The 26,078-nt window shown below is 60.0% G+C and carries 21 protein-coding genes and 2 tRNA genes; 14 read left to right on the plus strand and 9 right to left on the minus strand.

Annotated features, from left to right (window positions below):
• Positions 1–74: 74 nt before the first annotated feature.
• Both VFO29_03130 and VFO29_03135 read left to right on the plus strand, forming a co-directional pair.
• Positions 75–3,209: a hypothetical protein gene (locus tag VFO29_03130; protein ID HET9392509.1), complete on the plus strand. Its 3,135-nt coding sequence runs from the start codon at positions 75–77 to the stop codon at positions 3,207–3,209.
• Positions 3,210–3,255: 46 nt separating this feature from the next.
• Positions 3,256–4,815 carry a serine hydrolase gene (locus VFO29_03135; GenBank protein ID HET9392510.1) on the plus strand — a complete coding sequence of 520 codons (1,560 nt, stop codon included), beginning with the start codon at positions 3,256–3,258 and terminating at the stop codon, positions 4,813–4,815.
• Positions 4,816–4,822: 7 nt separating this feature from the next.
• Here the strand turns inward: VFO29_03135 and VFO29_03140 are convergent, their stop codons facing one another.
• Positions 4,823–5,242: a DUF1036 domain-containing protein gene (locus tag VFO29_03140; protein ID HET9392511.1), complete on the minus strand. Its 420-nt coding sequence runs from the start codon at positions 5,240–5,242 to the stop codon at positions 4,823–4,825.
• Positions 5,243–5,358: 116 nt separating this feature from the next.
• On the opposite strand from VFO29_03140, the gene VFO29_03145 reads away from it, so the two are divergent.
• Entirely contained in the window at positions 5,359–5,859 is a 501-nt protein-coding gene (locus VFO29_03145) for a lipocalin-like domain-containing protein (protein ID HET9392512.1), read from the plus strand.
• Positions 5,860–5,864: 5 nt separating this feature from the next.
• Here VFO29_03145 and VFO29_03150 read toward each other — a convergent pair whose 3' ends face one another.
• From VFO29_03150 to VFO29_03160, 3 genes are all read right to left on the minus strand, one after another.
• Entirely contained in the window at positions 5,865–8,687 is a 2,823-nt protein-coding gene (locus tag VFO29_03150) for a CHAT domain-containing protein (protein ID HET9392513.1), read from the minus strand.
• Positions 8,663–9,220: a hypothetical protein gene (locus VFO29_03155; protein ID HET9392514.1), complete on the minus strand. Its 558-nt coding sequence runs from the start codon at positions 9,218–9,220 to the stop codon at positions 8,663–8,665. Before VFO29_03155 ends, VFO29_03150 begins: the two co-directional genes overlap by 25 nt.
• 91 nt (positions 9,221–9,311) lie before the next feature.
• A complete protein-coding gene (locus VFO29_03160) occupies positions 9,312–10,145 on the minus strand; it encodes a hypothetical protein (protein HET9392515.1) in 834 nt (277 codons plus the stop codon).
• A gap of 23 nt (positions 10,146–10,168) precedes the next feature.
• Between VFO29_03160 and VFO29_03165 the strand changes: the two genes are divergently transcribed.
• Positions 10,169–11,509: a CHASE2 domain-containing protein gene (locus tag VFO29_03165; protein ID HET9392516.1), complete on the plus strand. Its 1,341-nt coding sequence runs from the start codon at positions 10,169–10,171 to the stop codon at positions 11,507–11,509.
• 11 nt (positions 11,510–11,520) lie between these two features.
• Here the strand turns inward: VFO29_03165 and VFO29_03170 are convergent, their stop codons facing one another.
• Positions 11,521–12,387 (minus strand): hypothetical protein, encoded by an 867-nt coding sequence (locus VFO29_03170; GenBank protein ID HET9392517.1) that lies wholly within the window; start codon positions 12,385–12,387, stop codon positions 11,521–11,523.
• Positions 12,388–12,434: 47 nt separating this feature from the next.
• Here VFO29_03170 and VFO29_03175 point away from each other — a divergent pair, with 47 nt between their 5' ends.
• Positions 12,435–14,345, plus strand: coding sequence for a hypothetical protein (locus VFO29_03175; GenBank protein ID HET9392518.1), 1,911 nt, complete (start codon positions 12,435–12,437; stop codon positions 14,343–14,345).
• Here VFO29_03175 and VFO29_03180 read toward each other — a convergent pair.
• The 3 genes from VFO29_03180 to VFO29_03190 form a co-directional block, all read right to left on the minus strand.
• Positions 14,314–14,931: an HNH endonuclease signature motif containing protein gene (locus VFO29_03180; protein ID HET9392519.1), complete on the minus strand. Its 618-nt coding sequence runs from the start codon at positions 14,929–14,931 to the stop codon at positions 14,314–14,316. The two genes, VFO29_03175 and VFO29_03180, sit on opposite strands and share 32 nt — an antisense overlap.
• A 503-nt stretch (positions 14,932–15,434) precedes the next feature.
• A tRNA-Glu gene (locus VFO29_03185) sits at positions 15,435–15,507 on the minus strand.
• Between the two features lie 3 nt (positions 15,508–15,510).
• Positions 15,511–15,581 (minus strand) — tRNA-Gln (locus VFO29_03190).
• A 95-nt stretch (positions 15,582–15,676) separates the two neighbouring features.
• Here VFO29_03190 and VFO29_03195 point away from each other — a divergent pair.
• Positions 15,677–16,759 carry an NDP-sugar synthase gene (locus VFO29_03195; protein ID HET9392520.1) on the plus strand — a complete coding sequence of 361 codons (1,083 nt, stop codon included), beginning with the start codon at positions 15,677–15,679 and terminating at the stop codon, positions 16,757–16,759.
• Between the two features lie 9 nt (positions 16,760–16,768).
• Positions 16,769–17,338, plus strand: a complete 570-nt coding sequence (locus VFO29_03200) for a YceI family protein (protein ID HET9392521.1) — start codon at positions 16,769–16,771, stop codon at positions 17,336–17,338.
• Between the two features lie 97 nt (positions 17,339–17,435).
• Here the strand turns inward: VFO29_03200 and VFO29_03205 are convergent, their stop codons facing one another.
• Positions 17,436–18,812: an alkaline phosphatase family protein gene (locus VFO29_03205; GenBank protein ID HET9392522.1), complete on the minus strand. Its 1,377-nt coding sequence runs from the start codon at positions 18,810–18,812 to the stop codon at positions 17,436–17,438.
• Positions 18,813–19,098: 286 nt separating this feature from the next.
• Between VFO29_03205 and VFO29_03210 the strand changes: the two genes are divergently transcribed.
• From VFO29_03210 to VFO29_03240, 7 genes are all read left to right on the plus strand, one after another.
• Positions 19,099–20,190, plus strand: a complete 1,092-nt coding sequence (locus VFO29_03210; GenBank protein HET9392523.1) for a glycosyltransferase — start codon at positions 19,099–19,101, stop codon at positions 20,188–20,190.
• Entirely contained in the window at positions 20,174–21,289 is a 1,116-nt protein-coding gene (locus tag VFO29_03215; GenBank protein ID HET9392524.1) for a hypothetical protein, read from the plus strand. Before VFO29_03210 ends, VFO29_03215 begins: the two co-directional genes overlap by 17 nt.
• Before the next feature lie 43 nt (positions 21,290–21,332).
• Positions 21,333–23,489, plus strand: a complete 2,157-nt coding sequence (locus tag VFO29_03220; GenBank protein ID HET9392525.1) for a DUF3553 domain-containing protein — start codon at positions 21,333–21,335, stop codon at positions 23,487–23,489.
• Positions 23,490–23,507: 18 nt separating this feature from the next.
• Positions 23,508–23,864 carry a hypothetical protein gene (locus VFO29_03225; GenBank protein HET9392526.1) on the plus strand — a complete coding sequence of 119 codons (357 nt, stop codon included), beginning with the start codon at positions 23,508–23,510 and terminating at the stop codon, positions 23,862–23,864.
• An 88-nt stretch (positions 23,865–23,952) separates the two neighbouring features.
• The gene (locus VFO29_03230; GenBank protein HET9392527.1) at positions 23,953–24,318 is read left to right on the plus strand and encodes a hypothetical protein; all 366 of its coding nucleotides are present in this window, start codon (positions 23,953–23,955) and stop codon (positions 24,316–24,318) included.
• Positions 24,319–24,403: 85 nt separating this feature from the next.
• The gene (locus tag VFO29_03235) at positions 24,404–25,090 is read left to right on the plus strand and encodes a dihydrodipicolinate reductase C-terminal domain-containing protein (GenBank protein ID HET9392528.1); all 687 of its coding nucleotides are present in this window, start codon (positions 24,404–24,406) and stop codon (positions 25,088–25,090) included.
• Positions 25,087–26,076, plus strand: coding sequence for an Asd/ArgC dimerization domain-containing protein (locus VFO29_03240; GenBank protein HET9392529.1), 990 nt, complete (start codon positions 25,087–25,089; stop codon positions 26,074–26,076). The genes VFO29_03235 and VFO29_03240 overlap by 4 nt, the downstream gene beginning before the upstream one ends.
• Positions 26,077–26,078 lie beyond the last annotated feature (2 nt).

Below are 26,078 nucleotides of genomic sequence, written 5' to 3' on the forward strand. Positions count from 1 at the left end.
TCGGTTCTCCGCGGTTTGGCAAATAGGCCTTTCCTCGACGACGCCTAACCCCACGGTAGCCGCGGAGGTGCTCTATGGTTCGAGCGTTCTTTGCCGTTGTGTTGCTGGGTGCGCTGGTCGCTGCCGCGCCCGCTTCGCTCACGCCTGTTGCGCCAAGGTCCGAAGCGGGCAGCGGTGCGGAGACCGGCGTTTACGCGCCACCGCTCGCGGGGCCGCGCGCGAAGATCAGCGGCACCGTCCAGAGCGATACCGCCGGGCCAACGGGTTTTTACGTAGTCACTTTCGACTCGCAAGGCAATCAGAAGTATTTCCATAGCACTACCGACGCGCGCGGAAAATATCGCTTTGCTATTCCGGCCGGCGTGGCCGCATTTATGGTGTTCCGTCATTTTGACGCGCAGGGACATCCGGATGAAGGTGCACGCTGTATCGTTTCGGGCGATCCGGCGCAACGCGTGGCCGGTACGCGCGAGTTGTTGCGCGCTAGTTCACATACGCCGGCGATAACCGGCGGCAACTCAGTTTTCGAACGCAGTCAACCACTGACACTGCAGACGCGCGGCGTGGACGGTTCTGCCGCGAGCGTTCTGGTAGACGGATCGGCGCAAAACGTCGATACGCTGGCCGCGTCGGACCGCAGCATCGTCGCGCAGGTGCACCCCGGCACTCCGCTCGGACGTCACGAACTCAGCGTGCAGTCCGGCTCGAAGCGCAGCGAGGCGGTTCCGGCAGATTTCATCGATGCGACTTTAACAGCTGGAGGTTCGCACGAAACCGGAGGCATTCAAACCGCCGTGCTCACGGTAACCGGCCTTCCGCCGGGCGATCGCGCGATCGCGGATTTCGAAGTAAGCGGCAGCGCGGAACTTGCGCGGGGTGGATCGCAAACCAGCGTTCCGGTAGTCGGCGATCGCGCCAGCGTGGATGTGCGCGGCACGCGCGCGGGGCCGGCATTGATCCGCTGGCACTTGCAAGTGGACATTCCACCGTATTGGGGGCAGCAGGTCGCAGAGTCGACGCCCGTTCCTACGGCAACGCCGTATCCGTATTACACGACTTCGCGTCCTTCGCCGACGCCGACACATAAGATGACGGCGACGCCCACGCCGAAGCCGCCGAACAATAACGATCACACGACGTCGCGCGAGTACACGCCGCCGCCCTACGGCCGCCGTACGCCCGGGCCCAAGACCACGACGCAGCCAACGCCAACGCCGCCGCCGCCGACTCCAACCGCATACCCGACGCCGAGCGGCAGTCCATCGCCCACCCCAACGCCGTGCAACTACGAGATCGCGGACGGCGCGTTCGAACCGACGCAAGGCGTGTGGCAAGACGATCCGTTCTTTCCGAATATGCCCGGCAAACAGCTCACGCGACTGCACGACCTGGATCCGACGCCGCACTTTCTGGCGGAACTCGACATGATCGAGGGACGCGACACCGTGCTTTGGGGCGTCAACCATTACATGGATCAGGGAAGCCGCGTCGATATCAACAGCCGCCACGCGATTACGTTCGTGATCATGACGAACTGCACGCAAACCAAAGCCGTGCGCATCGCGTTCACCGTCTCGCAACGCGGCCAAAAGAAACTCATCATGAATTCGCAGGTGTTCAACGTGCCGCTCGAAGGGCCACGCAATGCCGACGGTACGATGAAGCGCTTCGTCTTGAACTTACCGCTGAGGACCGGCATACCGGCCGTGCCGTTCACGCTGGACGAAGGCGGTTACGACATTACAGGCACGCTCGTAACGATGCAGGGTGAAGACACAGGGCTGAGCGTGATAGTGACCGGTGATACGGTGGTCACGCATCCGCCGACGCTGCACTTCGTGCCGATGATTCTCTTCTACGGCTCTACGCCGCCGCCGCCGCAACCAGGTGCACCGATTATCGGTATCACGCAAGCGCTGCGCGCGGAAAGCGCGAGCATGATTCCCGACTACTATCCCATCGCGCCGTTCAGTCTCCCGACCGTGCGCGAACGTTCCTGGTTCGTTTCATGGGAGGCCATCAAGAACAACGACTTCTGGGACGCCACCAAATTCTTGACGGGTTACGTCCTGTCGGGGTTCGATCAAGATCAAGCCGACATCTTCGCCAATCTCGCGGTGGTCGAGCGATTCACCACCAGCATTTCCAATTTCCAGGGATTCGCGGCTTACATCAACGGTGCGAACCGCATGGTGATCGTGATGGGACAGATCAATTACGATACCGTGATGGGCAGCTCATCGATTGCAAGTTTCAACTTGGGGAACAAGGCCGTGCTGATGCGCGCGGGTGTGAACGCCGACACGGTCGCGCACGAAGTGGCGCACACGATCCCGCCGCCGAACTGGAATCCGGATCCGACCTGCGAGCTTCCCTATCACAATAAGGGAACGACGGGCGTGGTACCGGATCCGTACGGCTCCGGTACGACCGCGAACGGCTACGCTGCGGGCGAGCGTCTTCGACTGAACGGCGTGCGCAAGCGCGTTTTCACCGATGGAACGATACACTTAATGGGCGGCTCCGTCATCGTTCCGACCAAGCGCGTGTACGCATACACGACGCAGTGCACGTACTGGCACTTAAAAGATGGAATGCTTACGCCACCCGATCCGCCGGTCTTCTTGGTGCGCGGTGTTCTGGCGCGGCGGGGTTCGACATACGCCGCGCTGCTCGGCCCGACGTACTCGCTCATGGGCGCGGCGGATCTGAAGTCCGACGCACGCGGCAGCTGGCACATTGCGCTGCTCGATGCGGGCGGCAAAACGCTGGGCACGTACGGTTTCACGCCGGTGTGGAACGACGAAAACGGCAAGCCGCGCCAAGCGATTCCCTTTGCATATCGCGTCCCGCAGTTGCCGGGCACAGCCGCAATTGTGTTGGAAGGCGAGCGACGGCGGTTAACGCTGCGTATGAGCCCAAGCCCGCCGGTCGTGCGTATTCTCGCGCCCACCGGTTCCGTGCGCGTCGGTGTGAACGGCGCGGTCAACGTGCGGTGGCAAGCGAGTGTGCAAACGGGGTACCGCCCGGTGAGCAGCGTCTTTGTATCGGACGACGGCGGCAAAACGTACGACGCGCAGGTCATCGAGAGTAGCGGCGACCATGCGACCGTATACGTCGATCCGCACAAGCGCCGGCATCGCATTCAAGTGATCGTCAGCGACTACTCGCGCAGCAGCATCTCGTCGGTCGATTTCAAGACGCCATGACGGTGCTGTTGGGCGGTCTTTCCCCACGGCCGGAGAAGCCGCAAGAATGAACCGTTGCATTGCGATAACGCTCATATTTGCATTTTTGCTCGGCCCATGTGCATCGAGCGCCTGGGCATCCGGCTTACCGCCTGCCGCGTTTTCCGCGGTGACTATACCGCCGCAACGCATCAATCACGCGGTCGCAGCTCTCGATACGATTGCACGCAACATGCAGCGCAAGACCGGCGTCCCCGGAATGAGCATCGCCGTCGTGCACAACGACAAAGTGGTTTACCTAAAAGGATTCGGCGTGCGAAAAGCCGGCACGAACGAGCGCGTTGACGCCGACACCGTCTTTGAACTTGCATCCGTTTCAAAACCGGTGGGCGCCGCGGTGATCGCCGGAGCCGTAGGCCGCGGCGTCGTCAAATGGACGGACCCGTTACGAAAATATCTGCCCGGTTTTGCGCTCGCCGATCCATATGTTTCGCGCACCATTACGATCGCCGACATGTATGCACACCGGAGCGGGCTGCCCGACCACGCGGGCGATCTGCTTGAAGATCTTGGCTACAAGCGCGCGGCCGTCATTAAACGCCTGGCGTTCGAGCCGCTCGATCCGTTTCGGATCACGTATCATTACACGAATTTCGGTCTAACCGCCGCGGCGCAAGCGGTCGCAAACGCGGCCCACACGAGTTGGGAAGACCTGTCGCGCGACACGCTCTATCGCCCGCTCGGCATGAACTCCACCAGCTCGCGGTTCGCTGATTATTGGAACGCAAAGAACAAGGCAATTCTTCATGTGCGTATCGGCAATACATGGGTGGCAAAGTACACGCGTGACGCGGACGCGCAATCGCCCGCCGGCGGCGTGAGTTCCAGCGCGCGCGACATGGCACAATGGATGCGCTTTGAGCTGGCTAACGGCAAATACAACGGAAAGCAGGTCGTGAGTGAAGCGGCATTGCTCGTGACGCGCAATCCGAACCTCATGCTTGCGCCGTTGAGCTCGCCGGTTAGCCGCGCGACCTTCTACGGCTTGGGAATTAACGTCGGTTACGATCCGGCCGGCAGACTTCGCCTGACGCATTCGGGGGCATTTTCCAACGGCGGGGCGACCACCGTCTTCATGTTACCGTCTGAAAACTTGGGGATCGTCGTCTTGACGAACGGCGCGCCGATCGGCGTGCCGGAAGCTATCGCGGCGAGTTTCCTCGATCTGGCGGAGTTCGGCAAACCTGAGCGGGACTGGCTGGCCGCATACGCTCAGCGCTTTGCAGCGCTGTCTGAAAATCCGAGCCCGCTCGCTCATAAGAAACCGCCGGCAAATCCGGCGCCGGCGCGGGCAAACGCCGCGTACGCCGGGACGTATAACAGCCGCTTTTATGGCCCCGTGACGATCGCCGCGCAAAGCGGGCAGCTTGTCATGTTGATTGGTCCGAGGCGCGAAAGCTTTCCACTTACGCACTGGGACGGCGATACGTTCTCCTATATGCCGTCCGGCGAAAACGCGAACGGGATCGCCGGCATTACATTCGCATTTCCAGCCGGCGCGACGCACGCGAAGAGAATGACGATCGATTACTTGAACGAGAACGGCCTAGGCACGTTCACCCGATAACCGGTCGCTACATGTGGAAGCGGTAGGTGTAACTAAAATCTTGGTCTTTGCCGTAACCATCGGGCGTGTGTATGAAACGGAAGTGCTTGAGCGTATACCCGGAAGGGCAGTCCCCGCTGCTATCGTTTCTAAACCCGTCGCTAAGCGAAAACGCGTTGTTCACATCGACGCAGTACCAGTCGTCCTCGTAGGTGCTGCCGCTCCAATTGATGCCGTCAGACGCTTGCGCATACACGTTGAAGCCGACACCATAGGTTTGGAAACTGCCCACGTACCGGCACGCGCCGCTTTCAATTTTCCACCAGCCTTGTGAAGAAAACGAGCCGACGGCAACCCAAATCGGCGCACTCGTATCGTTGCACGCCGTCAGCAGGACGTGCTGGCTTGAGGTTTGCGCGCTCGCCGAAGTCGAGACTAGCAACGGCAAAACCAGCGCTAAGCATACAGCAGACGCGCGAGTCATAAACGTATCTTACGACCTTCGCGGACGAACGTCAAAATGGGAGTCCAGGGCCGGGTGACGTGGCGTGGAATGGTCGCCAAATGAACTCGAATATTTCGCGTAAGGTACTGCTCGGCGGCGTCGCATCTATTGGTTTGGCCACGGCGACCGAATTCGCCGGAAGGGCGGCGCAGAGCGCAGTCGTCGGTGCATGGAAACTTGAAAGCTTTAACGAGCGTGTCGCAGATGGTTCGTTTAAACCTCGCTTTGGGCCTAATCCGGTTGGTTACCTGATCTACACTGCCAGCGGTCGCGTGTCGGCCACGCTTTCCGGTATACACCGCCAGGCGCTCACGTCAGGCGATACATCAGCTGCGGCGGCGCACTGCAATGAGTCCGTGCATGATTTCTTGGCGTACGCCGGCACCTACGAGATTAAAGGGTCGACCGTTTTTCATACGATCGAAACCAGCGTGTTCACGAACCTTGTCGGCGTGACGCTGAAGCGCGGCTTTCAACTCAGCGGCGACAAACTCGTTATCCGCACGCTGCCCCCATACGTTTGGGGCACTCAAAGTATGCTTGTCTGGCGCCGGAGCTGATCTCGTTAATTGGCGTCGCCGTAAAGAACGCTCGGAGCCCAGTAATACGGCTGGCTCATTGCGGGGCTGGCAATCATATGTTTTTTTGCCTCTTGAAGCGCTTTAGCCGCGGATTCGCCCCCGTGAAGATTGGCAAAAAAATACGGCACCATCATCGGAGCTGCGGCATCGGTAACCGGCCATAACGTGACCCCGACCGAATGCGCGCCGGCGTAGAGAAAGGCGCGAGTGAGCGCGGAAATGCCGTCGCCCGACGGACGCTCTCCGGAAGCCGAATAAGCTCCTGTCCAGCATGCGGAAAGCAGCACGGCGCGAGCATTTAAATGAAGCGTCGATATCTTTGAAGCCGTGATCCACCCATCGATCTCCGGGTGCGCCAGCACGATCGCCGGCTCGACGCCATTGCTTGGAAGCGCGCCGTGCGTCGAAAAAAGGATGGCGCCATAGCGCTGGAGCGCGCCGGATCGATCGAGCGAGATCAGCGTCTGCCAGGACGCGTTGTTTCCGGTCTTGACCGTCGCGCCGGACGGCACGTGAAACGCTTGCGCGGAGAGAGTCGCTTCGCGCAGCGAGTTAGGCAACGGTTCCAGGTTTTGCAGATCGACCGACTTCAACGCGTTTTCCACGGCGGCGTTCCGTTTAACGCCCTTGCCGAACGCGGGCTGCGCGAACGCCAAGAACGGGTGTGCGCTAGCCGCGGCGGGAAGAGCGCGCGCGACCTGCAGAAGCTGCGGCGAGCCGCTGTACGATATCGGCCACGTACAGATTAAATAGCCCGCCGAACAATGCGGCTCGGGTTTGCCGGTAACGAGTGCTTCCCACGCCACGTTGTAAAGCGGACCGGACGGCACAATGATCAGCGAGCGGGTTGAAGGCGGAATAACGACGTCGCTAAAGAGCTTCCGGTAGAGGAGCGTGCTCCACGCCTTAAACGAGGCCTGATCGCGATCCGCGATCGAGTCAACGAATGCGTGACGTATCATGCGCTCGACATCCGGTTCGCCGCCGGTTCCGGCGCGCGGAATAACGGTAACCTTGTAAGCGTCTTTGGCGATCGTCCAGACCGCGATGGTATGTGGCAGCCAAGCATAGACGAGCATCGTTTCACCGCGATGCAGGACGTTGTTGCGAAGCGTTGCGATGTCAACCGGCGGTGAATGAAAGATCTGATAGTAGCGCCTATCGGAGCCGGTGCCGGAGGCGAGCCGCGCCGCGATTGCTTCGGACTGCCGCTGAAGCGCGACGATCTGCGGCCATAGATTGGCGGCTTCGTCTGATTTCGCCGCTCCCGCGATCTGTAGCGCGGCATAGCGATCTGCGTCCCGGTCGAGCTGCCGCTGTATGCGGATGTCGGCCAGCATGTTGGGGGATGCGCCGACTACGAGCCGGTCGAGCTGTGCCTTGCGCATGAGATCGAGGGTGCTGCGAGCGATCCGGGATTGAAGGACGTCAAAGGCGCGCCAGTCGTAACGGGCGGCGTTTCCGGTCTTGTACAGCTGCAGCAAGTACTCGATGTAGTCGTCGTAGACGCGCACTTTGTCTTCAAGAAATGCCTCGCGGTGATTCAGCGTCAATCGCCCGCGCAACGTTTCGATGGTTGCGATCGCGTTCTCGTACTCGGCCACCGCGTGCGGTGCGTCGCTCAATGCCGCATAGGCGCGAGCGATATTATAAGCGCCTTTCCACCGGGCATTCGGAGACGGAGCTTCGTTGATTCCGTAGCTTACGTTTTCCAATACTTGAAGCATGTGCGGGCGGGCGGCCGGATCGCCGGCAGTCGCGCGCGCGTCGGCAAGTGCTTTCAGGCTGGCGACTTCCCAGCCGAGATCCGCGGCGGCCAGACCCGGGTGCTCGAGCAGATCGTTGGATTCGGAAAGGTCTTTCGCGGCTTCTTTGTCATCGCCAAGATCGAGCTCCGCCTGACCGCGCGTAAATAGAGCTGCCGCCAGCGCGGTGGTGTGACCCCAAAGTGGATCCTCAAGCAGCTCCGCCGTGAAACGGTCCGGAACAATATGCGTCCTGCCGGGTTGCGTGCACGCGTCGATAATGCCGGCGAAGCGCGCTGTGGCGGATTGCGGTTTGCGGTAGAGCCCGACGGCTACGGTTGCTTGAGCCTGCGCCTCCCGTAAGGCACTCCCTCGTCTTTCGCCCGACGGATCTTCGCGCGAGGCTTGCGTAAAATACGCCGATGCGAGCTCCGCTGCAAAACCGGCGACCGGATCGCCGCCGCCGGCGCTTCGCGACGCCTTCGCCAAATCGCGCTTGGCCGCCGCGTCGTCACCGAGGCTGGTCTCCACGCTCGCGCGCGTGAGTTCGACGAGCGCCAAAACCGCATGGGGCGAGGAGAACGTGTCGCAGTGATTCTGTAACGGCCGGCGGGCGTCGCGCGCGGCGGCTTCGGCCAATCTCAGTGCATCGAGCGCCTCCTCGTAATTGCCCAGAGCCGACGCGGCGCGCGCCTGAACGATGTAATCGCCGACGAGCGAACGCGTGTAATGCAGGCGTTCGTGCAGTAGGATCGCGCTCTTGACCTCATCACTTGCAATCGAATAATCGCCGAGTTGAAAATCCGCGGCTGCGGTTGCGTAGTTGAGCCAAGCCAGCAAACTCGGTGCGCCCTTGTGGTTTCGTGCGTCCGAAAACGAGTCTTCCCAGGCGATTGTGGCGCGAACGAACTCGCCGGTTTCAAACGCATGAAACCCGTCCGCGTAATTTTGCAACGCACTTGCCGTGGTGCGTTCGGCCGGTGGAGCGTTCGTTGCGCTGACGAAGAGCAGCGCGCTGAGCGCGAGAGTCGAAAGGCCTAGGTTTTTGAAGGCGCCGGGCATGCCGGTTTTTCAAGCCCGATCTCGCAGAGCCGCGGCCAAAAATGCGCGCGAACCCTGGCCGCGTATGCCTGCCGCTGCGCATCGTCAACCTTGAGCTGATCGATCCGCAGCGTGTGCCCGTCCTGGATCATTTTTTCAAAGTCGTAGTTCACCTCAAACGAACAGCCGTGTATTCCGGTCGGACACTTTATGTCGACGGGACGGCTGCCGCTTTGGCGGCGGCCCCGGCCGGCGTTCTTGGCGTGGTTGTAAAAGTCGCGCGCTTCCTGGATCACGGTGGTAGCGCGTTGCTGCCACACGTCCTGATGCATGGAGTTGTTCTCAACGTCCGAAGCGATTCGCTCGAGCAATCCGTTGACTGAGGCGCGCAGGTCGTTGTAATCGTCATCGAGAGACTGGACCACATCCTTGTCCGGAACACGCTTGTGAGCAGTCGCCAGCACCTGTTGGGTCGGCGCTTGTAATTCGTAGATGTCGCCGAGGAATGGAACGTCGGGTGTTGCAGCGCCGTGCGCGGGAGTGGGGAGTAGCAATGCTACGATAAATGCGATGAATAAAGACAATACTGGACGAGCAGTGATAGGAATCACCTCCAAGCGATCGATCGATTCGGTCTTACGAACATCACCCCTTTGCAAGCCAGCGCATGAGCCGCCGGCCCACGTCGCCTAATTGCGGGGCGAGAGCGAGTTTTTCATACGCGGCCAGATACCAACGCTTGCCTTGTTTCGCAAGCTGTGCGGCTTCGACAACTGGACAAAGAGTTTGGTCGACGTCCGGCGGGCAGGCGACGGCGGGAATGGACCGCGGACCGACAACGGCGACTTGTCCATCATCAAACGCGCCATTCGCATCCACGATTTTCACGGTGTACGCACCAGGCGGCAGCGTAAGCGCCCTCATGACGACCGCGCGTTCGTTGCTTGTGGCACTGGAAACGAGCGTTCCACCGGCAGAAATGATTCGCACGCTGAACGGGGCGCGGCCGCCGCTCCAAGCGATCGCAAAACCTTTGCCGTCAATGCGCGCCGCCTCAACACCGCCGGCCAGTTGGAGCAGCGGCGGAGGTGAAACCGGCCCCGCGGGACGTCCGACAGAAGCGACCCGGCTGCCGGTATCTTGATCGTCTTTTGCGGTACGCAAGAGCGACGCGATCGACGCGAAGATGTTGCGCCAAGCGGTGACGATTGCGTTCGGCGCGCTCCGCGCGGGTGCGATAACTTTACATCCGGGCGATGCCTGCGCAATGCACAGGGGTGAATGCTGTGCGTCCACCGTGTAATTGCGGCCGTCGACGGTGAGGTGAAGCACGAGGCGTCGTCCTCCGCTTCGCGAGAGCACGCTAATGCGATCGCCGGCGTCGAGCGGCAGCAGCGGTGCCACGCGTTTTGCCCGGACCGAACTGGTTATGCGGTAACCCGCAGCCGGACCGGTATAATCCGTGACGTATGCTATCATCCTAAGTAATGCTCCGTCGATTTATGGCGAACCTTGTCATTGGATTTGCGCTGTTGGCGTTGTTGCATACGCCGTTCGTCGAGCATAACAGCGCCGTCGTTTCGACGAGGGATTCAGTGCTCTCGTGGCAGATGGCGAAACTCAGCGGCGCCGTTCCGTTTGACTCTTTTGCTTTCATCGATGCCGATGAAGCAACGCAGGCGGCTTGGGGCTTCAATCCCGTCACGCCGCGCGCGCAGATTGCAAAGCTCGTCACGTTCGCCCTGAAGGCGAAGCCGAGCGTCGTTTTGATCGATCTGGACTTGACATGGCCTAGTGCAAACGCCGCCTCCGGCGACGTGCAGCTGGCGCGCGTCCTCGCGGCTCATACGGCGTCGTGCGTTCGGGCTTGTACGCCCGTGCTCTTAGTGCGCGCTGTCGCACCAACGCCGCGCTTCGCGTTTGCCTCGTCTCCGGATCGCATGGCGTTATCTCTCATTCCGAGCTTTCTCGATAAAGCGCTGCGAACAAATCCTACGGTGGAACGCGCGCCCGGGATCGAATGGGGTACGGCGGACAACCAGCAAGATGATGATGGGGCAGTGCGGCGTTGGTATCTTTGGACGGATGCTTGCGTTAACGAGGGGAAGGCCGTTGCGCTGCCATCGGTAGCTTTGCTCGCGGCCGCTGCCGCCAGTGACACACCCCTGAACAATGTGCGCGCGCGCCTGCAGACGTCGGCGGCAACCTGCGTGAAGCGCGGAGACGCAATGCCGCGGATCGCTGCTGCGCGCGGGGACGAATCATTGCGCTTGCGCTCGGTAACGGTATCGCTTTCGTCAAACGGAATCGAGCGCCGCATTTTTTATCGCCTGCCGTGGCCGGCCAACGCGGACGACTCAAACGACGACGGCCGCCTGCTCGTGTTGAAGGCGGGTACGATTCTTTCTCACGCTGCCAGCGATGCCTCGCTTTTGCGGGGAAAGGTTGTCGTCATCGGGTCGAGCGCCGCGGTAGCAGGCGATCGGGAGGCGACGCCGCTCGGAATCATGCCCGGGTCGGTCGTGCTTATCAACGCGATCAGCACGCTGATCCGGGGCGATCAATTACACGATCTTGGAGTCGTTGGGACGATCGGTATAGAGCTCTTCCTTATTGTTCTGGTGAGTTATCTCTTCGCGGTGCTTCCCGCGACGCCGGCGCTCGTGCTTTCGCTCGCTATCGTTTTCGCCGGCACGCTGACAGTGGGATTTGCGGCGCTTAATTCCGGCGCATGGATCGATTCGGTGTTCCCCGCTGTCGGCGTTATTCTGCACGAAGCGTTCCACCGGGCTCGGGACTACATCCACGCGCTCAAGCAGACGCCTTACAAACACACGCGCTAACGCGCTGCCGCCTACTGGAAGGGCGGAACGATGAAGACGTATGCCGGGATGCTGCGGGGATAATGAATATCATCGAGCGTGTAATGCCAGACGCCATGGTGCGTGGAAATTCCGAAGACCCGAAACGTTCCGTCGATTATTCCGTCGGTTAAGGTCCAATAGCCGCCAACGTCGTCGAAGTGCTGCTCGACGAGTCCGTGGAATCCGAACGCGTCCCGGACACCGAATCGCAGCATGCAAAACTCGTTTGTCTTGAGGTTGATTACAACGTCGCTGAGCTGATGCTGCGGCGCACGATCGCGCGCCTCCGTGTGAAGCGCGTGCCCCGGGCTTCCGTTGGGGCATGCTTGCTCTCCGCGATCTAGTAAGCGGTAGATCGTCGGACCCATCACGTGCACCGCCGCAATCTGGCGCATCGTCGAAGCCGCTGCCGGCGCCGGCGTTTCACGCGCGGAGACCGGCACCTCAACGTCTTGGTAGTTCAACATGCCGTCGCGCAGCGCGCGGTACGTGCCGTACCAAGTCGGATCGAAAAATGAACGGCCGGTAACGTAGCGCGTGCCGTCAGCATCGATGATCTCGCTCGCGTAGTCGTCAGTACGGTGTCGAATCTGCCACGAACTTGGCTCGTCGCCGCTGTGAATGCCGAGCCAAACATAATGATTCTGTATCGTAAGTCTGACGGCCAGCCCATCGCTGCGTGAGTGCAAGTTGTAAGTTTCAAATGTAGGCTGCGCGCGTGAAGAAGTGGCGTTAACAGCTGCGATGTAGAGACTTTCGGCGTACGTTTGATCGGCCAGCGCCGGCCGGCCTTGGCCGATAAGGCAGCCCAACAGCAAGAATGCGGATGCGACGAAACCGCCGAGCGTTCTCAACATATCCGGAATACGAAAGGGAGCGCCGGAATGTTCCATCGTAGGAGAGCATGGTGCGAGTTACTCTGGAAAGGCTCGGCGCCGTTTTCGTCACGGCAGTGCTCGCATATTTTCTTACGCTGCGCCTATTCTTCCCCGGATATATCGCACTTCCGATTCCATATCACCCCGATATGTATTCGGCGGTCGACTTTGCGTCCAGAGGTTTGAACTTCGCAAGCTTCTTGTTGGCCCCGCGGCCGCTCTATTTCGAAACGGTCTTGTTCGCCGGCCATTTTGGGCTAGAGGGCTCGCTGCTCTTCTTTGATGCGATCGTCTTGCTCGATCTCGCGTTGGCGATCGTGTTGCTCGAGCGGGTCGTCCTTCATCGCAGGCTTCCATGGTTAGTCGTGCTTGGCACGCTGCTGTTGGCGATGGCCGGACCCGGCTTTTACAAGCAGCCTGGCTCCGACGTTGGCTTTCACGTTGCGCTGCTTTGTGGACTTGCGGGCGTCTGCGTTTGGGAACTGCGCTCGCAGAAACATCAGATCGCGGCGCTTTGCCTGACGGCGCTATTTTTCGTCCTAAGCGTGCTGGCTAATGAAAGTCTTATCCCGGCGCTCGTTATCTATGGTGTCGTGGCTGCATTTCGCAGCCGCGCATCCCCGGCGATTGCCGCAGCGTTAGCGGGACTTCCGTTTCTCGCGATTGCCGCATCGTTTGGCGACAGCCAGCTAACGCATTCACCCTTTGTCAAGATCAGCTCCGCAGCCACTTATCCGTACAAGATCGATCTGTCGTTGACTTCGGTTTTGCTTTGCGCTCGATATTACGTCGTGTCCCTTTTTAACGCCGGCTTCCTGACCTTACTGGCCGTGAGCGCGTTCGGGCTATGGCTGCGCCGGCGCTTGAAGATTGCCGCGATCCTCGTCGTTGCGGCACTCTCGCTCTATTTGCCGTACTGCGTGTTGCCCAATCACTTGAACGACGTCTATCAATGGGTTCCGATGCCGCTGCTCATGCTGCTCGTGCCACTTGCATGGGCCGATTCTCCCGATGAACTCAGTGCTGGGAGTAACGTGAAACTTGCCGGACGCGTGGCGCTCGCGCTTTCATTGTGTTTCGCGATCGGGTTCCAAAGTACGCAGTATCTCGATCAGAAGCACTGGACCGCGGTTGCGATTGCCCAGAATCGCGCAGTCATCGACGGTCTTCGTTCCATGAAGTCGCGGATCAGCGCGGCTAGATCGGTGCTTGTGACGGGGTTAGCGTTCGGAAGATGGCCGTTCATGCAAAGCGCCGCATTCCTCTCGCATGAGTTGAACTTTCCCGGCGAATGGACCGTGACGACGGAGCCCGGCTTTCCGCCCATCAATTATCAAACAGTTGCTAGGCCTATCGATTATGGCCGCATACGATGGAGCGATTACGATCTGATCGTCGTTTTCAATCGGGACGGCAAACTTGCGGCGGCGTATAATCGTGAACAATTCCGAGCGGAGGTCGCGCGGCTCGGACTACGCAGGCTCTCAAATCGGGGTCTGGTCGACTTGATGAACCTCTACTATCCTCCAGGAGTGATCCCGCCTGCGAGCGCGGCTGAGGGCGCGCGGCAGGGACTGTATCTCGATACGGCGCCCGATCTGTGCTGTTTTCTCAACGGAAGCCCGTCGCTGCAATTGCGTCGGCCGCTTAGGGCCGGAGTCGTTGTCTTCACGTTTGAAGTGCCACACACCGCGCCTTTTGCCGATCAGCCGGAACGCGTCCAAATGTTTTTCAACAATATCTCGGCAGGGCCGCCCGTGACGTTAACCGCGGGCATCCATGAAGTCAGCTTTAGGCTGACGCGATCTTTGGCGAGGAGTGCGCAGCTCACGGCCACCATGCGCATGTCTGTCGCGTACGTTCCGAAGCAGATTGGAATGAACGATGACACGCGCCAGTTAAGCATCAAGCTGTTGCGAGTGGACTATAGGCGCTAGGAATAAGCTGCCAGGGCAGAATCAGCGCGCTTAGGCGCTTGCCGACGTTGCGTCTTCCGTGGGTCGGCGTTAGGCTGTGACAGTTTGGGCAGAGCATGCGTAGGTTTTCGAGCCGGTAGTCGTCGTTTATGCCGTTTATATGGTCGATTTGAATTGAGAGTGGTTTACCGCGCCACTCAGAAATGCCGCATCGAGAGCACTCGTTCTTTAGAATGCCTTCTTTTAGAAGTCGCCGTTTAATAGCGCTGCGGTTGCCGGCACGCAATAATATCTCAAGCGGCTTTAGCACCGGACGGCTGCGAATGGCGCCGCGGTCTCTTGCCTTTTGCCACGTCCGGCCGCCGAACCCAAAATACTCGCGGCACACCGCCCAGGAGTTGCCTAAATCGTAGTACGCCTGGATTTCATCCCAATTATACTTGGGATGGTACTTCGGATGAGATACCGTCCTCACGAGCCCTCTTGCGCGCGCTTTGTACCAGCCGCCAACTGTAAATCCGTAGGTTTGGGCGCACTCGCGCACGGAATGTCCCTGCTCGTGGTATCGCTGGATTTCTTCCCAGTCGAATTTAGGCTTCCAAGGCATCCGTGCTTCCTCGTCTCGTATTGCGACCTCCAAAGGTTTCGGTCTGGCTGTGACAATTTGGGCACAGCATGCGCAGGTTCTCGATGCGGTGATCGTTCTTGACGCCGTTAATGTGGTCTAAATGGAGAGACAGCGGCTGGCCAAACCACTCACTTATTCCGCATTCGTAGCACCTGAGCCGAAGCAAGCCTTCATCTAAGAGTCGTCTACGGGCTTGCCAGCGAGTTGTTGTGTTCAACTTGAGGTAATGCAGAACCGTAAGCTGGCGAGGCTTGACTCTTAGGACGCCGCGCTTAATAGCATCTGTGCCGGAGCTCTGCGAGAACCCAAATTTTGACCTGCAGTCCGCGTAAGTGTGCCCGCTGTCGTAGTGTTGCTGGACTTTCGCCCAATCGTATCTTGGCATGCCCTTAAGATCGCACTTGGGTGTGCCACCTGTATGGCGCTCTGCGGTGGCAAAGTTAAAAAAAGAGCCCGATGGATTTCGAGCTCTTTCCTTGACTTAGCCCCAACGGGATTCGAACCCGTGTTACCGCCGTGAGAGGGCGGCGTCCTAGGCCTCTAGACGATAGGGCCGCGCTCCCCGTCATGGATTCGAACCACGGACGCCTCGTTCAGAGCGAGGAATGATACCACTTCACCAACGGGGACCAGTGCGCGCACCCAATACTACACAACGGCCTGCACTCCATGCAAGCGTTTTGCAATGTGGCGCTGAAGGGAAGATGCCCTTCGGAGGTTGAGCGTGCAAGCGGTGATTTTGGTCGGTGGTGAGGGAACGCGGCTGCGGCCGCTGACTTTCGGCACGCCCAAACCGATGGTGCCGATCGTGAACGTCCCCTTTTTGGCGCGCACGCTCGAGCGCTTATACGAAGCCGGCATTCGCGACATCATTCTTCCGGCCGGCTATATGCCGCAAGCCATCACGGAATACTTCGGCGACGGCTCGAGCCTCGGTATGAAGATTACGTATGTAATTGAGGACGAGCCGCTCGGCACCGCCGGTGCGATAAAAAACGTCGAACAGCACATAACCGGCCCGTTCTTCATGCTGAACGGCGACGTGCTCACGAGCCTCGATCTCGGGGCGATGATTGCCTACCACAAAGAGAAGGGCGGCCTCGGCGTACTGCACCTTATAAAGGTAGAAGATCCATCGGCGTTCGGCTGCGTCGTGCATGACGAAGCCGGCCGGATTTCGCAATTCATCGAGAAACCGCCGAAAGGCACCGCGCCGACCGACGAAATAAACGCGGGCACATATCTGCTCGAGCCGCAAGTCTTGCAATTCATCCCGCCTGGGCGCAACGTTTCGATCGAGCGCGAAACATTTCCGAAGATGCTGGCAGAAGGCCAGCCGCTCTACGCGTACACCACCAACGATTATTGGATCGACGTTGGCCGTCCCGAGCATTATTTGGCGCTACACCGTGACATCCTGAGCGGCACGATGCCGCTCACCGTCGAGCCGGGCATCAGCGGGCCGGGCGCGGAAAACGCAAAGTGCGCAAACCTCAAGCCACCCGTGCACGTTGGGGAGCGATGCATAATCGCGCGCGACGCAAATGTCGGGCCGGATGTCGTGCTGGGAAACGGCTGCAGAATCGGCGCGAACGCTACGATCCGCGACAGTGTCCTCTGGGATAACGTCACCGTCGAAGAGGGCGCCTTCATCGAAGAAACGATCATTGCCGGCGGCTCGTTGATTGGGGCAAATGCAAAGATCGGCAAAGGCTCCGTCATCGGCCACGACGCGCGCGTCGAACCGGGAGCGGTGCTGCCGGAAGGCTCGCGTGTCGGCCCGACCGCACCGATCGGCGCTCGCTAAAGGAGTAAAATGAAACGATTGGCTTCGCTCGCTCTCTTGCTTTCCGTCTCCACGGCCGTCGCGCTTGCCGCAACCGAAACGTGGACGGTCGATCCGGTTCACTCGACGGCACAATTCACGGCGCGTCATTTCGGCATCGTTCCGGTCATCGGAACGATTCCGTTAAAGAAGGCGGTTGTAAAACTGGCGTCGGGTAGTCAGATCCCGATCGAAGTCAGCGCGGAGCTCGATCCGTCAAGTGTCGACACGCACAACGGCATGCGCGACAACGACATTCGCTCGGGCCATTATTTCGACGTCGGAACGTATCCGAATATGACGTTCCAGAGCACGAAAATCTCGGGCACGGATCCGAAGCATTTCACGATCTACGGCGATCTCACGATGCACGGCCAGACGCATCCGGTCGCGCTGAGTGCGGGCGTCGTCGGCGCCGGCACATCGCCGCGGGGACGCTCGATTATCGCCTACTCGGCGACTGGAACCATTGATCGCACGCAGTGGGGCATGAGCTTTGGGCCCGTGATTGTCGGCAACTCTGTCGACATCTCGCTGAATGTAGAGGCGGACGGACCTTAGCTCGCGGGCCTCGACAGGCTCGGCCGCCCTTCGACTGGGCGTTCGCCTCCGGCGAACACCGCTCAGGATGACAATAGCGGCGTCACGATAACACTGGTTAGGTCCCGTTCCAAACAAGACCGCCCGGTAAGATCTCCGGTCTGCGCGGCGTTTGCGTGAAGTCGAAGTCTTTGCGCAGGTCGCCGAGTTGCGGTGCTTTTTCGCGCACGTCGGGACGCGGATCGGGTCGCCCGTCGGTGTTCGGATCGATGCGCGCGCCGCCTAGAAAGTCGTCTTCGATGAATTTGACATACGCGTCGTGGCTGAGCGTTTGGTGATCGATAAAACCGCGGCGCGCATACGGACTAACAACTAAACCCGGAACGCGTAACCCGTAGCCGTTCACGTCAACGGATGGCGGCACAACATGATCGTAAAAGCCGCCCCAATCGTCCCAGCTCACGAAGATCGCGGTGCTGTTCCAGTCCGGGCCTTGCATGATCGCGTTTATGACGCCGGTGACATACGCTTGCCCGGCGCTCACCAAACCGGGCGGATGTTCGCTGTATTTTCCGGCGGGGCAAAGCCACACGACGCTCGGCAACGTTCCGTTTTTTGCCGCGACGTAAAACCGCCGCAAGTCTTGCACGTTGCCGACCTCGCCGTCTTTTTTCACCGTATCGAATGAGGGCAATGGATTCCAAATGCCCGGCGTGTGCACGTTTTGCCGGCGCAACTGGCATGAAGCAGTGTCGTCGCGGCAGTCCGGCTCGGTGCCCGTCATCACGTAGTACGCCCACGAGACGTGATTCTTGTGCAGCAAATACGTGAGGTCGGTCCACGGGTAGTCGGGCCGGTTGGGATCGCGCGCGCCTACGTTGCGCCCGAAGTCCGGCGGAAGATCCGGGTTTTGCACTTCGTTGACGCAGCTCATCGGATCGCCGAGTTGCGAACAGCGTGCCGACCATTCCGAGACCATGAACAAATGCTGCGGCAGACTCCAGGATGCGTTTGGCTCGAACATGCGATCTTGCAAGACGAAGTCATGCGCATACTGCCAATAGTTGGCGAGCTCATGGCCATCGTGATAGCCCATGACGTCGCCGCCGCCGCAGCGTGGATCGTCGGTGCCGGCGCAGGCGCGTCGCGCGCGCCGCGTTTGGCGTAAGAAACCGTCCATCTTTCCGCCGTCAATATCCGCTATAGCGTTTGTGTGTCCGTGCGGGCCACCCTGATTGCGGTCGTTACTATCGTGGTACGGTTTCGTACATCCGATCGCCGGATTGGGAATGCAGACATTGGCGGGAAGTCCATCCGCGCCGGGATATGTTCCGAAGTAAGAATCGAACGAGCGATTCTCTTGCATGATGATGACGATGTGCCGGATCTTGTGAATTCCAGCCGTGTCTTGCACCGAGCTCCGCGGCATCGCACCGCATCCGGCGATAATTGCAACAATGGCGAACAATGAAAGGGCGAAAAGTGCGTTCTTCACACCAGCGCTATACGCGCCATTGAGCCGTCCGCCCCGCAAAAAAGCCCCGCTCGGCCGCAGGGCAAACAAGCATAGGCAACCTTTGGCGCCTTTTCAGGGGTTAAGAAGCAAGAGTCCACGGGTATAAAAGCCGCACAAGCAGGGGTCACCGCCGGCTTTCCCCCTGCAAGGTTTTGCGTTCCCCTCGAGAGCCGGCGTTAGGAGAGATGGAGTGGTTCCGCGCACCCTCTTCATGGGCTCCTTCCCACCGCGGGAATGTGGCATCGCGACCTTTACACGCGATACCGTGGAGTCATTCGACCGTGCCTACCGCACGAGTTCCGAAATCATCGCTATCGACGAGCCCGGCGGCGAAGTCCGCCATTACGGCCCCGAAGTCGTCGCCCGCCTGCGCGAAGATCGCCGCGAGTCCTACGCCGACGTCGCCGCGATCGTGAACGCGCATCCCGCCGCAGTGCTGAACATCCAGCACGAGTACGGACTTTTTGGCGGAGAACGCGGCGAATGGCTGATCGACACGCTGCGCGCGGTCGAAAAACCGGTTGCGCTGACGCTGCATACCATTTTGCCCGAGCCCGATGAAACGATGCTGCGCGTGACGCGCGAGCTCTGCGGCCTGTCGAGCGCGGTCGTCGCGCTCTCTGAAACCGGGCGCGATTTGCTCGAACGCGTCTACAACATCGATCCCAAGCGCTTACGCGTCATCCACCACGGCGTGCCGGACGTTCCGTTCCGCGACACGGACGCGGCCAAAGCCTCGTTTGGAATCGGCCAGCGGATGGTCATCTCAACATTCGGGTTAATTAATCGCGGCAAAGGCCTCGAGTATGCGATCGAAGCGATGCGCGAGATCGTGCGCCGCCATCCCGAGGTGCTCTACCTCATCTTAGGCGAGACGCACCCGGTCGTGCGCAGGCACGAAGGCGAGTCGTATCGCGAGTCGCTGCAGGCGCTCGTGGCCGAGTATGGTTTGCAATACAACGTCAAACTCGTTGACAAGTACCTCGAGTTCGACGAATTGGTCGGCTATTTGGAAGCAACAGACATTTATCTCACGCCGTATTTGAATCCGGTGCAGATCGTCAGCGGTACGTTGGCATATGCAGTCGGCTGCGGCAAGGCCATCGTTTCCACGCCGTACTTGTATGCGCAAGAACTGTTGGCACATAACCGCGGATTCTTGTGCATGTTCCGCGACGCCAAGTCGATCTCGGATCTGGCGGGCGCGCTGCTCGACGATCCCGGTTTGCGCCGCGCCACCGAACGCCGTGCGTATCGTTTTGGCCGGCAGATGACCTGGCCGCACGTTGCGGTCGAGTACGGCAAACTCTTTGCCGAGCTCGCGCCACCCGAACTGGAGCTTGTCCATTCAGCCTAGTCTCGAACATCTGATAACGCTCAGCGACGACGTGGGCGTCATTCAGCATGCGACGGAGGATATTCCGAATCGCTCTACCGGCTATTGCACCGACGACGTCGCGCGTGCGTTTATCGTCGTGCTGCAAAAGCTGGGCATCGACAAACGCGACGCCGACGCCGCGCGCCTGGCGCCGATCTATCTTTCGTTTCTGTACAACGCGCAGCTGCCCGATGGCCGCTTTCACAACTTCATGGGGTACGACCGTCAGTGGCTGGACTGCGTCGGAACGCACGATTCGGTCGGCCGGGCACTTTGGGCTTTGGGATACGGCATGCGGTATGCGCCGCGCGCCACCTGGCGGCGCCTCTGCAAGCGCCTTTTCAACAAAGGCCTGAACGCGATCGACTGGCTGTATCACTCGCGCGCGCAGGCCTATGCAATCATCGGGCTTTCGCACGCGTGTCACGCCAGCGTGGCCGACCTCGAACTGCCGGCGTATGCCGACGCGCTGCGAAAACTGACGGACACGCTGAAAGAGCGTTTTCTCGAAACCCAAGCAACGAGCTGGGAGTGGTTCGAGAACATCATGACCTACGACAACGCGCGTCTGCCCGAGGCGATGCTGCGCGCCGGCATGGCGCTGAAGGACGACGACCTGACAGCCATCGGCCTTCGCACGTTCGCTTTCTACGAGCGGGTCACGATTGAGAACGGCATCTTCGTCCCAATCGGCAACGAGGGGTGGTACCCGCGCGGAGGGCAGCGGGCCCGCTATTCGCAGCAGCCGCTAGAGGCCGTTTCGCTGGTAGATGCGGCGCTGGCGGCCTACGAAGCGACCGGCGACGCAAGATTTGCGGCAACGGCCCAGATCGGCTTGGAATGGTACTACGGCCGCAACTCGCGCGGCATCGTGATGGCGCACGACGGCGGCTGCCTGGATGGCCTAAACGAAACGTCCGTCAACCTTAATATGGGGGCGGAGTCGACGCTGGCCTTTTTGTCGGCGGCCTATTCTTGTCATCCTGAGGTATCGGCTTGTCATCCTGAGGTATCGAAGGACCCTGAGGTAACGAAGGGCAGCGCTATTATCGGAACGGTGCGAACGCCGTCACCGTAAAAGCGCCGAGGCGAAAACTGCGGCCGCGGCGAATAAACACTCAATGATCCTGGAGACCGAAGCCCTAAACGACGTCCAGTCGGCCGCCGTCCGACATGCTAATGGCCCTTGTTTGATTTTCGCAGGTGCGGGGAGCGGAAAAACCCGCGTCCTGACGCACCGCATCGCATATTTGCTCAATGAGCTCGATGTCTCGCCGGATCAAATACTTGCCGTAACGTTCACGAACAAAGCCGCCGGCGCGATGAAATCGCGTCTCGAGCGGATGGTTGGCGACCAAGCCCGCGACCTGTGGGTCGGAACGTTCCACTCGATGTGCGTCCGCATGCTGCGCCGCGAAGGCTCGCGCGCCGGCATCGCTTCGAACTTTGCCATCATAGACGACGCCGATCAGCGCACCGTGATCCGCGAGATCCTGACCGATCTCGATTATGACGAGCGCCAGTTGACGCCCGGCGCATGCCTGGCCGAAATCAGCAAGGCCAAGAACGCGCTAATTTGGCCGAAGGAATATCGCGCCGCCAACGAGTCGTTCTTGGGCGAGCGTTTCGCCAACGTCTACACCGAATATCAGCGCCGCCTCTCCGAATCGAACAGCCTCGATTTCGACGACCTGATCGTTCGCACGATCGATCTCTTCGAAAACGACGAGAAGGCACGCACGAAGTGGCAGAACCGCTTCCGCTACATCCTGGTCGACGAGTATCAGGACGTGAATTTCGCCCAGTACAAACTGATCTCGATTCTGGGCGAGAAGCATCGTAATATTACGGTCGTCGGCGACGACGATCAATCGATCTATTCGTGGCGCGGCAGCGACTATCGCATGATCCTTCGCTTCGAGGAAGATTTCCCGGGCGCGAAAGTCTTCACGCTCGAAGAAAATTATCGCAGCACGCAAACGATCTTGGACGCTGCCAACGCGCTCGTCGCCAACAACAAGACGCGCGCCCCGAAGAAACTGTTCACCAGCCGCGACGCCGGCGAAACCATCACCGCGTTCGCCGCGGACACGGAGCGCTCTGAAGCGCGCTACGTTGTCGAGAAAGTCAAAGAGCTCGTTCGTGAAGGCGCTTCGTACAGCGACTTCCTGGTGCTCTATCGGACTAACGCACAGTCGCGCGTGTTCGAAGAAGCGTTTATCGCCGAAGGCATTCCGTATCGGGTCATCGGCGGCGTCGGATTTTACGCGCGTTCGGAAATCAAAGACGTCATCGCCTACTTGCGCTATATCGAGAATCCGGCCGATGCGATTGCGTTCAAACGCATCGTTAACGTGCCGCGCCGCAGCATCGGATCGCAGACGCTCGCGAGTCTCGTGACCGCGGCCGACGCGGCCAAGGTGCCGGTCGGGCAAGCGATCTTCGATAAGGACCTGCTGAAGAAAGCCGTTCCGAAGAAGACCCGCGAGCTCGAGCGTTTCGCGGAACTCATCGAATCGCTGCGTTCGCGCTTGGCGGATCTGACTATTGCCGACTTGCTGGTCGCGGTCATGGAAGAATCGGGCTACTTGCGCGAACTGCGCAACGAGGACACGCCCGACTCGCGTACGCGCATGGAAAACCTCGAAGAGCTCGTCGGCGTCGCTCGCGAGTATGAAACGAACGATCCCGAAGCGACGCTTGCCGGGTTCTTGGCCAACGTCGCGCTGATTAGCGACCTCGACACGCTCGACGACTCGTCGTCGTACATCACCATGATGACGATGCACTCCGCCAAGGGCTTGGAATTCCCGAGCGTCTTCTTGACGGGTCTGGAAGAGGGCGTCTTCCCGCACTCGCGCGCGCTGGTCGATATGACCGAACTCGAAGAAGAGCGCCGTTTGGCCTACGTCGGCGTGACGCGTGCCATGAACCGGCTCTTCCTTTCTTATGCGGAACGCCGCACGCTTTTCGGCAACACGTTCGCGCATCCCAAATCGCGCTTCTTGGAAGAAATGCCGAGCATCGAAATGCTGGGCAGCATCGCGCTGCCGCGGCCTTCGGGCGGGCGCTGGCGCGAAGTCGCGATTCACGAGTCGGCCGGCGCGGGTATCAAGATGAACCTGCAATCGGGCGATCGCGTGCGTCATCCCAAATGGGGCGAAGGCAAAATCTCCGGCGTCATCGGCGCCGGCGGCGACGGTCTGGTGACGATCGACTTCCCGAACGTCGGGCAGAAGATGGTCATGCTGAAGTACGCACCACTAGAGAAACTCTAGTTCACGGAGGTTGCTCCCATGAAGGCGTTGCGGTTCAGTATTCTCGCGGCGGTCCTTGCCTCGTTTGTAACGGCTTTTGGAGTTTCAAGCTCCGGAGCGAAAGAGACTGTCAAGCACCGCTTTGAAATTAGCGTCGAGTTTAAAAACGGGCAACCGGTCAAAGAGGGCCGTGTTGACGTCTTCCGAGCAAAAACCCATTTTATGCTCGGAAATATGCCTCTAGATCAATTCGGAACGGCGACCTTTCTGATGCCCGACGTCGAAGGGAAGTACTGCTTCGTCGCCTTTGCGTCTGGCGACGGCCAGCAGCGCCGTAGCGATAATGAATGCTACGAGGATGAGTATCCAGCGACCGTTAAGCTCACCATACTCTAGCCTACTCTGCCTGCTCTTGGCCTCGTGCGCGAGTGGCACTGTGCTGCAGCCGGATCCGCTTGTCGGAACGTGGTGCGCAAAACTAAGCGTGTCGCGTTTTCAAGCTGGCTTTCCGGCGCTTCGATCTCAGACGATGCGCTGCGCGCCATTTTTACAGGCGGGGATCTCTTGTGACGCAACGCGCGTTACGAAAGACGGCCAGACGAGCCGTACAGGTTTTGCCGCACAATACGATGGGCGGCGATACGCCGTGACCGGCGATCCCGAAATGGACGGTGTGAGTTTGCGCCGCGAGAATCAGGCAGTTACCGCTATTTTTACCAACGGCACCCGGCCTATGTACGGCTATCGCATCTCTCCGTCCGGTCACGGACGCCTCACTATACGTTCGATCGACCCGCGAACGCAGCGTCTCGGCTATAGCATCGTGGAGTATGAGCCATGCCGTTCATAAGACGCCATGGCGAGCCCGGGTGTCATGGTGAGCCTGTCGAACCACCTCCGAGTAGCGCGCCTTCGGCGCGCGTGACGAGGAGCGAGTGAAGGTAGCTATCGCAGGCGCCCAGGGAAGAATGGGGCGCCTGACGCTGGAGGCGATTAAGAACGAGCCGGATTTAGAATTCGCCGGCGGTTTCGCGCGCATTGCCGATCAGTCGATGGGCATTTACGAGAATCTCGAGCAGTTGCTCGACGAACGCAAACCCGACGTCATTGTAGACTTTACGCCGCGACCGGTAACGCAAAGCGTCGCGCGCAGTGCTGTCGAGCGCGGCATTTCGCCGATTGTGGGCTCAAGCGAATGGAACGCGGCCGAACGCGCCGAGTTGGACAAGCTCTGCGCCGAGAAATGCGTCGGGGCGCTCATCGTTCCGAACTTTGCGATTGGCGCGATCCTCATGATGAACTTCGCCGAACAAGCCGCGCGGCTTTTCCCGTCCTGCGAGATCATTGAAATGCACCGTGCCGACAAACGCGATAAGCCGAGCGGCACAGCTGCTGCCACAGCCGAACGCATTCATATCGGCGGCGGCCGCGCGGACACGCCGATTCACAGCGTTCGCATGAAGGGGCTGCTCTCGCACCAGGAAGTGCTCTTCTCGAATGAGGGCGAGCTGCTCACGATTCGTCACGACTCGTTTTCGAGCGCGTCGTTCGCGCCGGGTATCATCGCTGCGATTCGTCACGTTCGTTCGCTGAAAGCGCTCGAAGTGGGCCTTCGCGTATGAACGTCGCCGTCGTCGGCGCGACAGGTGCAGTGGGTGAAACCATTGTCAAGGTGCTGCGCGAGCGGAAAGTCCCGATGGAGCGCCTCGGTCTATTCGCCTCGCGTGCGCGGGACGGCGTGCAAGAGACGTCGGCCGACGCTCTCAAGCCGTTTGACGCCGTGTTTTTCGCCGGATCGGAAGAAGCCAGCTCGGAATTCGCGCCGCCGATACTCGAGCGCGGCGGGGTGGTTATCGATAACAGCTCGACGTATCGCATGAATGCCGGCGTGCCGCTCGTCGTTCCCGAAATAAATGCGCGGACGATCGAAGCGCAGCACCGTTTGTTTCCGGTCGGTAACTGCACGGCGATCATCCTGTGCGTAGCGCTCGCGCCGATCCGCGACAAAGCCGGCCTGGCGTCGGTGAACGTCGCGACCTATCAAGCCGTCAGCGGCGCCGGCCGCGCGGCGCTGGAGGAATTTGATGCCGGCGAGGGTCCGTTCGTGAACAACGTCGTCCCGCAAGTCGGCGAGTTCGACAGCTCGGGCTATTCCGGCGAAGAAACAAAGGTGCGGGACGAAACGCGCAAGATCTTGGATTTGCCCGATCTCCCGATCTATGCGACGACCGTACGTGTGCCAGTACGGACCGCGCATTCTGAGGCCGTTTTCTTTGAAACGGAGCGCGATACTTCGATAGAAGAACTAGCCGAGGCACTCGAGCGCGCGCCCGGCGTTGTCTTTCATCGCACCGGCATCGTGACGCCGCGTGAGGTTGAAGGCACCGACGCCGTCCACGGCGCCCGACTTCGGTCTTGTCATCCTGAGGTATCGAAGGACCCTGAGGTAACGAAGGGACGGTCGTTCCAAATGTGGGTCGTTGGGGATCAGCTCCGTAAAGGCGCCGCGACCAACGGCGTCCAGATCCTCGAGTTGCTGCTCGAAAGAGGCATGGTGAACACGCGGCCCTCGCCAGGGCTCGGGCGTGGTTCGACAAGCTCAACATGACA

This window comes from Candidatus Rubrimentiphilum sp., assembly GCA_035710515.1.
In the GTDB taxonomy this organism is placed as follows: Bacteria; Vulcanimicrobiota; Vulcanimicrobiia; order Vulcanimicrobiales; family Vulcanimicrobiaceae; genus Rubrimentiphilum.